Here is a 9,550-nt window from a genome sequence, read left to right as displayed (position 1 = left end):
CACCTGCTCCGGCACCCGATTCGGTTCCGTCGGCGGAGTCAACCGCGCCGTCGGACTCCGCGTCGGAGACGACCCCTGCGTTCGCCGGCGGGGTGCTGGCGCGACTGCGGCGGCGCTCCACCGCGCGCGCGGCAACAGACACTCAGGAACAGCCGGCCGCCGCGCCGAGCCAGATCCCTGCCGACGCCACGGATGAGGCACCGGCACCGGCGGCTCGGCCCGCCACCACCGCAGCGCCCAGCGCCGCGCAGGCCGGCGTTGCCCCATCCTCGATCGAGTCGTCGCCGGCCCGGCCGGATGCGAAGCAGGATCAGGAGGAGGATGAGGAAGAGCGCCGGGTCAATCGGACCACTACCGCCGTCCTCATCGCCGTCCTCGTGGCCGTCCTGGTGGGGGTCTTCTTCGCCGTCAATAACCTGCTCGGTCTGGCGGGGGTCAAGTTCCAGGACGACGACATTCCCGCCGCCAAGACTGTCCCCACCACCGCGGCGGCCACGTCGCAGGAGGGGGAGCCACAGCAGGAAGAGGAACCGGAGCCGACCGCTGAGATCACCCTCTCCTCCGCCCAGTCCCTCGACCCGTTCGGGGACAACAACGAGCACCCGGAGAACGCCGGCCTCGTCATCGACGGCAACACCGACCAGGAGTGGTCCTCGCGCTACTACTACGAGTCGTCGCTGGCCTGGAAGCAGGGCATCGGCATGGCTGTGGCGTTGGAGCAGGAAGCGCAGGTCTCCGGCATTGATATCCAGGGGACGGGCACCGGCGGCAACGTGCAGGTTCGGGCTACGAGCCCGGAGGACCCCACCGGCGGGACGCTGCTCGCCGAGGGCGCCTTCACCGAGGGCACGACGAGCTTCGACTTCGACGCCACGACCGCGCAGTCGATTGTCCTGTGGGTGACGGACCTGCCGACCGCCGCCGACGGGCAATTCAAGGTCACTATCACGGAGATCACCCTGAAATAGGTGGCTCTGCCGGAACAAAGCGTTTTCATCAGTGGTTCCGCAAGCATGTGGGGCACCCGCCCCAGCGGAAACGCCCCGCGGTGCACGCATCGCGCGCTTTGACCGCACGCCAGCACATCCATCCATTCCGTCAGGCTAGGAGAGTCATGGTCCACGACGTCGTCATTGTCGGCTCCGGTCCGGGGGGCTACACCGCCGCGATCTACGCCGCCCGCGCCCAGCTGCACCCCATCGTGCTGGCCGGCTCCGTCACCGCCGGTGGCGCCCTCATGAACACCACCGAGGTGGAGAACTACCCCGGCTTCGGCGAGGGCATTATGGGACCCGACCTCATGACCCAGATGCAGGAGCAGGCCGAGCGCTTCGGCGCCGACATCCGCTTCGAGGACGTGACCGCCCTCGAGCTGACCGGCGACATCAAGCGCATCACCACCGACGACGCCACCTACGAGGCCCGCACCGTCATCCTGTCCACCGGCTCGGAATACCGCAAGCTGGGGGTCGACGGCGAGGAGCGGCTCTCGGGCCACGGCGTGTCCTACTGCGCCACCTGCGACGGCTTCTTCTTCAAGGACCAGCCGATCGTCGTCGTCGGCGGCGGGGACTCGGCTATGGAGGAGGCCACCTTCCTCACCCGCTTCGGCTCCTCGGTGACGGTGGTGCACCGTCGCGATCAGCTGCGCGCCAGCGCGGTCATGGCCGCGCGCGCCCAGGATGACCCGAAGATCAACTTCGCCTGGAACTCCCGGGTGGTCGCCCTCGGGGGCGACGACGCCCTGGAGTCGGTGACGCTGGAGGACACCGTCACCGGCGAGCGCCGTGAGATTCCGGCTGCTGGCCTGTTCGTGGCCATCGGGCAGATCCCGCGCTCGGAGCTGGTTGCGGACGTGCTGGAGCTGGACGAGGCCGGCTACATCAAGGTCGACTCGCCCTCACAGCGCACCAACATCCCCGGCGTCTTCGCCTGTGGGGACGTCGCCGACCCGCTCTACCAGCAGGCCGTCACCGCGGCCGGCTCGGGCTGCCGCGCCGCCCTGGACGCCGAGCACTACCTGGCCACGCTCACAGCCTGATCCGGCGCTGCGCACACGTCGGCGCGGGCCGGTCCGGCCACTGCCCGGAACCGGGCCTAGCGCTTCGGCACCGCACCGTCCATTTCATGCACACGATTTCTATTCACCCCTCGATGTCCGCTAAGGAGAAACCCATGTCAGACACACTTGCCGTCACCGACGCCACCTTCGAGACCGAGGTGCTCCAGTCCGACCGTCCCGTCGTCATTGACTTCTGGGCCACCTGGTGCGGCCCGTGCCGCCAGATGGCTCCGATCGTGGATGAGGTCGCCGCCGAATTCGGCGAGCGGGCCAAGTTCGTCAAGATTGACGTTGACGACAACCCCGCCACCGCCCGTTCCTTCGGCGTGCGCTCGATCCCGACCTTCGCCGTGGTGCGCGACGGCGAGGTCGTCCACCAGTTCGCCGGCTCCCGCCCCAAGGCCGCTTTCAAGCAGCAGGTCGAGCAGGGCATCGGCTAACACGCCGAAACCGGCACTTATGACGTGCCGAAACCGGGCGAAGTGGTTGCCGTGAACGCGGCCCGCGGGGTGCCGTCCTCGGAGCGGCTGCCGCGGGCCGCTTCCCATCGTCTGGGCATGGCCGCGGGCGTGCCGTCAGCTCGGCCGGTCGGCGCTCCTGCTCGCCGCCTCATGGGCGGCCACGTCGCCGCGTACGGCGTCGAGTTTCTCCAGCAGCCCGTCATAGGCGTAGTTACCCAGCGGCAGACGCTTCGGCGGCTCGGCCTCGTGGGCGACGTCGACGATCACCTTCGCCGCCCGGGCCGGATCGCCGGCCTCCTTGCCCACGCCCTCGCGGAAGGAGCGGCGACCCGCGCCGGCTGTGGCGTCATAATCGGCGATGACATGGCCCGGTGCCACCTCCGCAGCGGAGTTGCCCGCCCAGTCCGTGGCGAAGGCGCTCGGCTCAATGAGAACCACGCGGATCCCCAACGGGCGGACCTCCTGCTCCAGTGCCTCGGAGAGTCCCTCGACCGCGAACTTCGTTGCGTTGTACCAACCCACCGCAGGGAAGGAACGCACGCCTCCCACGGAGGAGACGTTGAGAATGGTGCCGGAACGGCGCGCCCGCATTGATGGCAACAGCGCGCGGGTGACATCCGCCAGGCCGAAGAGGTTGATCTCCACCATGCGGCGGACTTTGGCCATATCGCTCTCCTCGACGGCGGCGAAGTATCCGATGCCGGCGTTGTTGAACAGGATGTCGATCTGGCCGAAGTGATCAAGCGCCGCGCGCACGGCCTCGGCGACCTGCTCCGGCCGGGTGACATCGAGTTCCAGGGCCAGTAGGCGTTCGCCTCCAACCTCCTTCAAACCATCAAGCGTCTGTGGCCGACGTGCGGTGGCGACCACGCGGTCGCCCCGGCGCAGTGCCTCAAGGGCCACCTCACGCCCGAAACCGCGCGACGCCCCAGTGATAAACCATGTGGACATGCTGTGCTCCCGTCTCGTCTCACCCCGGTAGTTATCTCGGTCAGGTCGGCACCGGGGCCCGTCAACACTTTGCTGCGGCGACGACAACGGCGGGAGGGGTGAGTTCAGCCTAGGACACACAGTCATACGCAACTTCGCGCGAATCGGGTTCCGCTGCACCGCAACGAGCGGATAATGGTCCTATGCCGGTGCGCGCCAAGAATCGCCAGCTCAGCGCCTTCCTGACCGGCAAGCGCGCCGAGATCAGTCCCGCCTCCGTAGGTATTGAGGTGACGGGACCGCGGCGGGTGCCGGGCCTACGGCGTGAAGAGGTCGCCTTCCTCGCAGGAGTGAGCCTGGATTGGTACGTACGGCTGGAGCAGGGTCAGCCGGTGACGCCGTCCGAGCAAGTGCTCGAAGCCGTCGCCGACACGCTGCGGCTGAACGAGGCAGAGCGGGAGTACCTCATCAATCTTGCCAGGCCGGCGTCCGGCCGACGTGCCGAGGATCCTGGTCTACCAACGGTTCGCCCGGGCGTAGCACGAATGATCCGCGCCTTCTCCGATCAACCCGCCTTCGTTCTGGGACCCCGTATGGAGGTGCTCGACGGCAATGACTTGGCCTGGGCGCTGCTCGCAGACTTCCCCTCTCGCCCGGACGGGCAGAGAAATCTGCTGCGGTGGGTGTTCACCGATCCGGCCACGCGTTCGCTCTATCTGGATTGGGACGTCATTGCCTCGGAGTTAGTGGGCGTGCTCCAGCTCGAATCCGCCACTCGCCCACACGACGTGCAGATTGCGGCGATCGTCGATGAACTCAGCGCCGTCAGCAAGGACTTCCGCGCCTGGTGGGCTCGGCCCGCACCCCAGGGGCGCACCTCCGGCATTAAACGTTTCAATCATCCGGCGGTCGGCCTTTTGACCATCGAGTGGGAGGCCTTCACACTCCAGGATGACGACACCCAGATGGTGTTCATCTATACCGCTGCCGACGCCGATTCACTGGACTCGATCCGACGCATGAGACAGTGGTGGCAGCGGACCCATCGCATCAGGACTCGGGCATACGAGAAAGGATCGATTGCCTCATGACTGCAGATTCCCACGACCTCGGTGATGGTCATCCGGCAACGCCCGCCGCTCGGCCCTCGCCGCCCAGGACGGAGCTGGACAAGCTCGACGCCGGGGAGACGTACATGTTCCTCGATGCGGAGGTGGCCGCACGCAAGGAACGGGCGCTCATCCTGTGCCGCCAGTTCAACGCGACCGACCCCACCGACCACGCCACCCAGGACCGGCTCATCCGCGAGCTGTTCGGCTCCACCGGTGAATTCGTTTCCGTGCAGCCGAACTTCAACTGCGATCACGGCAAGAACATCCACGTGGGCGACGGCTTCCTCGCCAACTACAACGTCACCATCCTCGACATCGCCCCGGTCCACATCGGCGAGCACGTCATGATCGGTCCCAACACGCTCATTACCACCGTCGGCCACCCGCTATCCCGCGCCGGCCGGCGCCAGTGGCTCGCCCAGGCCTCCTCGGTCACCATCGGCGACGACGTCTGGATCGGCGGCAATGTCGTCATCCTGCCCGGCGTCACCATCGGCTCGGGGGCGGTCATCGCCGCAGGCGCCGTCGTCAGCAAGGACGTGCCCGACGACGTCGTGGTCGGCGGCGTCCCCGCCAAGGTCATCCGCAAGATCACCGAGGCGGATTCTTAAAGCGCTTCGGTGCCCACAACAGAACGGAACTCCTATATGGCAGACCCCCGTAGGGGACACGAGTCTCAGCATCATCGCTGGCCTACCGACGCAGCCTTTCGATAGGCCGCATGAGCTGTTCGCCGGCCATGGCGTCAGTGCACTTCACTGAGGGCCTCACTTCATTCACTGAGGGCGTCACTATGCTCAGTGAGACGCTCACGCTATTCACTGAGGGCCTCAGTTTGTTCACTGAGGAGCCGTCTTCTCGAGTGAGGCCCTCACGGTCACGCCGCACATGCACCCGTGGGTGTGCAAGCGCGCTCAGGAACCACGCATCGCTCCGGCGGGACGCAGTCGCTAGGATGGGCGCGTTCAGGCCGGCGTACACCAGGCACGGAAGGCGCGCCATGCAGCACCGCACGCAGTACATCTCCACCCGCGGAGGGCTTGCGCCCACCGAATTCCTCGACGTGCTCCTGTCCGGACTCGCGCCCGACGGCGGACTGACCGTCCCCGCCGACGTCCCCCAGGTCTCGGCCGAGGTTCTCGAGTCCTGGCGCCCGCTGAGCTATCCGGAGCTCGCCGCCGAGGTGATTGGGCTGTACGCCACCGACATCCCATCCGCCGATCTACGCGAACTCACCGCGGCCGCCTACGGGCCGGAGCGCTTCCCCGCTCCCGTCGTCCCGCTGCGATCCCTCGACGACGTCGCCCCCGGACTCGGTCTGGTCGGGCTCTCGGAGGGCCCCACCATGGCCTTCAAAGACCTGGCCATGCAGTTCCTCGGGCAGGCGATTCCCTATGCGCTGGCCCGTGAGAGCCGCGTGCTCAACATCCTCGGTGCCACGAGCGGCGACACCGGCTCCGCGGCAGAGCACGCCTTCCGCGGCCGCCCCGGCGTCGCCGTCTTCATGCTGTCGCCGCAGGGACGCATGAGCGCGGTGCAGCGCGCCCAGATGTACTCGCTCACGGACCCCAACATCCACAACCTTGCCGTCGACGGCGTCTTCGACGACTGCCAAAACCTGGTCAAGGCGATCAACAACGACGCCGCTTTCAAGGCCGAGTACTCCATTGGCGCCGTCAACTCCATCAACGTGGGCCGTATTGCCGCTCAGGTCGTCTACTACGTGTGGGCCTGGCTGCGGGCGTCGGACCACCTGCAAGCCGATGCGACCTCAGTCCCGGCCGCTGGCACCGGCGTCGACTCCTTCCGGATTGACGTGGCGGTGCCCAGCGGCAACTTCGGCAATATCTACGCCGGCCACCTCGCGCGCACCATGGGTGTGCCCATCCGCCGCCTCATCCTGGCCACGAACGAGAACAACGTGCTCGACGAATTCTTCTCCACGGGCATCTACCGGCCCCGCTCCAGCGAGCAGACCCTGGCAACCTCCAGCCCGTCCATGGATATCTCCAAGGCCTCCAACCTCGAGCGCTTCATCTGGGCGCTGCTGGGCGCGGAGGAGTTCCAGCGCCGCTGGCCGGAGCTGGAACGCACCGGAGTGCTCGACCTGTCCGATGAGCGCGATCGCCTGCGCGAGCAGTTCGGATTCGTGTCCGGCACCTCCACCCACGCCGACCGCCTCGCCGCCATCCGCCGCGTTCACACCGCAACCGGCACGCCCATTGATCCGCACACCGCCGACGGCGTCACAGTGGCACTGCGGCTCATGGAGCCCGGCGTTCCGACCCTCGTGCTCGAGACCGCCAAGCCGGACAAGTTCCCCGAGACCGTTGCTGAAGCACTGGGAGCGCCGCAGCCGGTGTCGACGGCGGTGCAGCAGCTGTTGGACGCCGACCAGCACGTGGTCAACATTCCCTGCGACCCCGAACGACTGCGCGAGATCATCGGCGCCCGCGCCCTGCGCAGGTAGCCCCCGGCACCGATGTTTCACGTGAAACATTCGCCTGGGTGCCACGGCGAGCTCCCAGCGTGATGTTTCACGTGACACACTGCCGCCAACCCTGATCGTGGCAGACTTGACCCCGACGACGCATACCCGCCGGGAGGGGACACACGTGACCGACACCAACCCACAACGAGGCAACCGGCTGGATCCCTGGCTCGACTCCTACGCCACCCGTGCGTATGGCCTGCGCGAGTCGGAGACCCGCTCCCTGTTCGCCGTCGCCTCCAGGCCCGAGGTCGTCTCGCTGGCAGGCGGCATGCCCAACCTCAAGGACCTCCCGCTCGACCAGCTCGCCGAAGCGACCGCCCGCATGATCCGCAAGGACGGGGGACGCGCCCTTCAGTACGGCAACGGCCAGGGCCTGCCACGCCTGCGGGAACAGATCCCGGAGGTCATGGCGTTGGAGGGCATCGACGCGGCGCCGGACGACGTCGTCGTCACCACCGGCTCGCAGCAGGCCGTCGACATCATCACCGAGCTGTTCATCGATCCGGGCGACATTATTCTCACCGAGGCGCCCACCTACGTCGGCTCGCTCTCGATCTTCTCCACCTACCAGGCGGACGTCCAGCAGGTGCCCATTGACGCTGACGGCGTCATCCCGGACGCGCTGGAGCAGACCATCGACGACCTTGAGCGGCAGGGTCGACGCATCAAGTTCTTCTACTGCCTGCCCAACTTCCACAATCCCGCCGGCGTCACGCTTTCCGACGAGCGGCGTCCTCAGGTCATCGAGATCTGCCGTCGCCACCACATCCTCATCATTGAGGACAATCCCTACGGCCTGCTCGACTTCGAGGGCCGCACACACACCGCGCTCAAAACCCTCGCGCCGGACGACGTCGTCTACCTGGGCTCCTTCTCCAAGATCTTCGCCCCCGGCTACCGAGTCGGCTGGGCGGTGGCGCCGCCGGCGGTGCGGGACAAGATGAAGCTCGCCTCCGAGGCCGCGATCCTGTGCCCGAGTTCGGTGGGTCAGTATTCGATCTCCAATTACCTGGAGAACTTCGACTGGCGCGGACAGATCGACGAGTTCCGCCACATGTATCGCCGCCGCCGCGACGCCATGGTCGAAGCGCTCTCCGAGTTCATGCCCATGTGCACGTGGAACGTGCCCGACGGCGGCTTCTACGTCTGGGTCGGACTTCCGGATGGCCTCGACGCCAAGGAGATGTTGCCCCGCGCCGTCACCAACCTCGTCGCCTACGTCTCCGGCACGGCCTTCTACGCCGGCGGAAGCGCGGGCCGCGACCATATGCGCCTGTCCTTCTGCTATCCCGAGCCCGTCGACATTCGCGAAGGGGTGCGGCGCCTGTCCGAAGTGGTCGCGCACGACCTCGACCTCGTCAACCTCTTCGGCCCGGCCCGGCGCCGCCCCTCAAGTGGCATCTCCGCGCCCTCACCGGACCAGGTATGACCATGCAGCGCCACCCCGAAGCCTCCGCCAGCCCAGCAACCCTGCCAGTAAGGAGCCGTCATGAGTGACACCACCGAGTCCCAGCGCCCACCACTGCGCATCGCAGTACTCGCCGGCGGCCTCAGCCACGAGCGCGATGTCTCCTTGCGCTCCGGTAATCGGGTCATGAACGTCCTCAAGCACCTTGGCCACACCGTCGTGCTGCTCGACGTCGATGCGCGCACGATTCCATCCCTCAAGGCCTTCGGCCCGGACGTGGTTTGGCCGCTCATGCACGGCGGTCACGGTGAGGACGGCGGCTTGCAGAACGTGCTCATCGCCCTCGGCCTGCCCTATGTGGGCACTCACTCCGATGGCTGTCAGCGTTCCTCGTTCAAACCGACCGCCAAGGCGTCGGTACGCGCCGCCGGCGTGCTCACACCCGATTCCGTCACGCTGCCGAAGGCCTACTTCAGCCAGCTCGGCGCCCAGGAAGTGCTCGGCGTCGTGGCCCAGCACCTCGGCCTCCCCGTCGTCGTCAAACCGAACCAGGGCGGCTCCGGCCTCGGCGTCTCGTACGCGTCCAATGCCGACGAACTGCGTTCGGCCATGGTCTCCTGTTTCGCCTACGACGAGCGCGCCCTTATCGAAAACTACATTGAAGGCACCGAGCTCGCTGTCTCCGTCGTCGACACAGGGGACGGTCCGCGTGCGCTGCCGCCGGTCGAGGTGGTCTCCCAGGGCCGCTACGACTTCGATGCGCGCTACAACCCGGGCCGCTCGGAGTACTTCGTTCCCGCCCGCATCGACGACGACGCGGTGCAGCGGGTCCAGGACATGGCCGTCACCGTGCACCGCACACTGGGACTCGGCAACCTCTCCCGCACCGACCTCATCCTCGACGACGCCGGTCAGCCGTGGTTCATCGACGTCAATGTCATTCCCGGCATGACCGAAATGTCGTTGTTCCCCATGGCCGCTGAGGCCGCGGGAGACCTGCCCGGGCTCTACGACGAGCTCGTGCATCACCCCGCCGTTCATCCCTAAGGGCACGCCGCGTACCGTTCCACAGGAGGGCCGCAA

The 9,550-nt window shown here is 67.2% G+C and carries 7 protein-coding genes and 3 pseudogenes; 9 read left to right on the top strand and 1 reads right to left on the bottom strand.

Going from position 1 to position 9,550, the window contains the following annotated elements; translation table 11 throughout:
* The 3 genes and pseudogenes from RWX45_RS00355 to trxA all read left to right on the top strand — a co-directional run.
* Positions 1 to 968, top strand: a pseudogene (locus RWX45_RS00355) (hypothetical protein); the annotation flags it as partial.
* Positions 969 to 1,114: 146 nt separating this feature from the next.
* Entirely contained in the window at positions 1,115 to 2,041 is a 927-nt protein-coding gene (gene trxB, locus RWX45_RS00350; protein WP_316021809.1) for a thioredoxin-disulfide reductase, read from the top strand.
* A 134-nt stretch (positions 2,042 to 2,175) separates the two neighbouring features.
* Positions 2,176 to 2,502, top strand: coding sequence for a thioredoxin (gene trxA / locus RWX45_RS00345; protein WP_316021808.1), 327 nt, complete (start codon positions 2,176 to 2,178; stop codon positions 2,500 to 2,502).
* A gap of 135 nt (positions 2,503 to 2,637) precedes the next feature.
* Here trxA and RWX45_RS00340 read toward each other — a convergent pair whose 3' ends face one another.
* Positions 2,638 to 3,474 carry an oxidoreductase gene (locus tag RWX45_RS00340; protein WP_316021807.1) on the bottom strand — a complete coding sequence of 279 codons (837 nt, stop codon included), beginning with the start codon at positions 3,472 to 3,474 and terminating at the stop codon, positions 2,638 to 2,640.
* Between the two features lie 182 nt (positions 3,475 to 3,656).
* On the opposite strand from RWX45_RS00340, the gene RWX45_RS00335 reads away from it, so the two are divergent.
* From RWX45_RS00335 to RWX45_RS00315, 6 genes and pseudogenes are all read left to right on the top strand, one after another.
* On the top strand, positions 3,657 to 4,544 hold the full coding sequence (locus RWX45_RS00335; RefSeq protein ID WP_316021806.1) for a helix-turn-helix transcriptional regulator: 888 nt from the start codon (positions 3,657 to 3,659) through the stop codon (positions 4,542 to 4,544).
* Positions 4,541 to 4,768 (top strand): annotated as a pseudogene (locus RWX45_RS13435) (maltose acetyltransferase domain-containing protein); the annotation flags it as partial. The gene RWX45_RS00335 and the pseudogene RWX45_RS13435, both read left to right, overlap by 4 nt.
* A gap of 234 nt (positions 4,769 to 5,002) precedes the next feature.
* Positions 5,003 to 5,155, top strand: a pseudogene (locus RWX45_RS13430) (DapH/DapD/GlmU-related protein); the annotation flags it as partial.
* Between the two features lie 410 nt (positions 5,156 to 5,565).
* Positions 5,566 to 7,035: a threonine synthase gene (thrC, locus tag RWX45_RS00325; RefSeq protein WP_316021804.1), complete on the top strand. Its 1,470-nt coding sequence runs from the start codon at positions 5,566 to 5,568 to the stop codon at positions 7,033 to 7,035.
* A 292-nt stretch (positions 7,036 to 7,327) separates the two neighbouring features.
* Complete coding sequence (locus RWX45_RS00320) at positions 7,328 to 8,488, top strand: PLP-dependent aminotransferase family protein (RefSeq protein ID WP_410050657.1); 1,161 nt, start codon at positions 7,328 to 7,330, stop codon at positions 8,486 to 8,488.
* 60 nt (positions 8,489 to 8,548) lie between these two features.
* Positions 8,549 to 9,514: a D-alanine--D-alanine ligase gene (locus RWX45_RS00315; protein WP_316021802.1), complete on the top strand. Its 966-nt coding sequence runs from the start codon at positions 8,549 to 8,551 to the stop codon at positions 9,512 to 9,514.
* Positions 9,515 to 9,550 lie beyond the last annotated feature (36 nt).

Source organism: Actinomyces sp. MRS3W (assembly GCF_032465695.1).
GTDB lineage: Bacteria > Actinomycetota > Actinomycetes > Actinomycetales > Actinomycetaceae > Actinomyces.
Note: the sequence above shows the minus strand (reverse complement) of the source record. Positions and strands in the feature narration are given on the sequence as shown.

Bases quoted from the DNA above. Each gene is read 5' to 3' on its own strand.
- trxB (WP_316021809.1), top strand. From the start codon at position 1,115: ATGGTCCACGACGTCGTCATTGTCGGCTCCGGTCCGGGGGGCTACACC.
- trxA (WP_316021808.1), top strand. From the start codon at position 2,176: ATGTCAGACACACTTGCCGTCACCGACGCCACCTTCGAGACCGAGGTG.
- RWX45_RS00340 (WP_316021807.1), bottom strand. From the start codon at position 3,474: ATGTCCACATGGTTTATCACTGGGGCGTCGCGCGGTTTCGGGCGTGAG.
- RWX45_RS00335 (WP_316021806.1), top strand. From the start codon at position 3,657: ATGCCGGTGCGCGCCAAGAATCGCCAGCTCAGCGCCTTCCTGACCGGC.
- thrC (WP_316021804.1), top strand. From the start codon at position 5,566: ATGCAGCACCGCACGCAGTACATCTCCACCCGCGGAGGGCTTGCGCCC.
- RWX45_RS00320 (WP_410050657.1), top strand. From the start codon at position 7,328: ATGCCCAACCTCAAGGACCTCCCGCTCGACCAGCTCGCCGAAGCGACC.
- RWX45_RS00315 (WP_316021802.1), top strand. From the start codon at position 8,549: ATGAGTGACACCACCGAGTCCCAGCGCCCACCACTGCGCATCGCAGTA.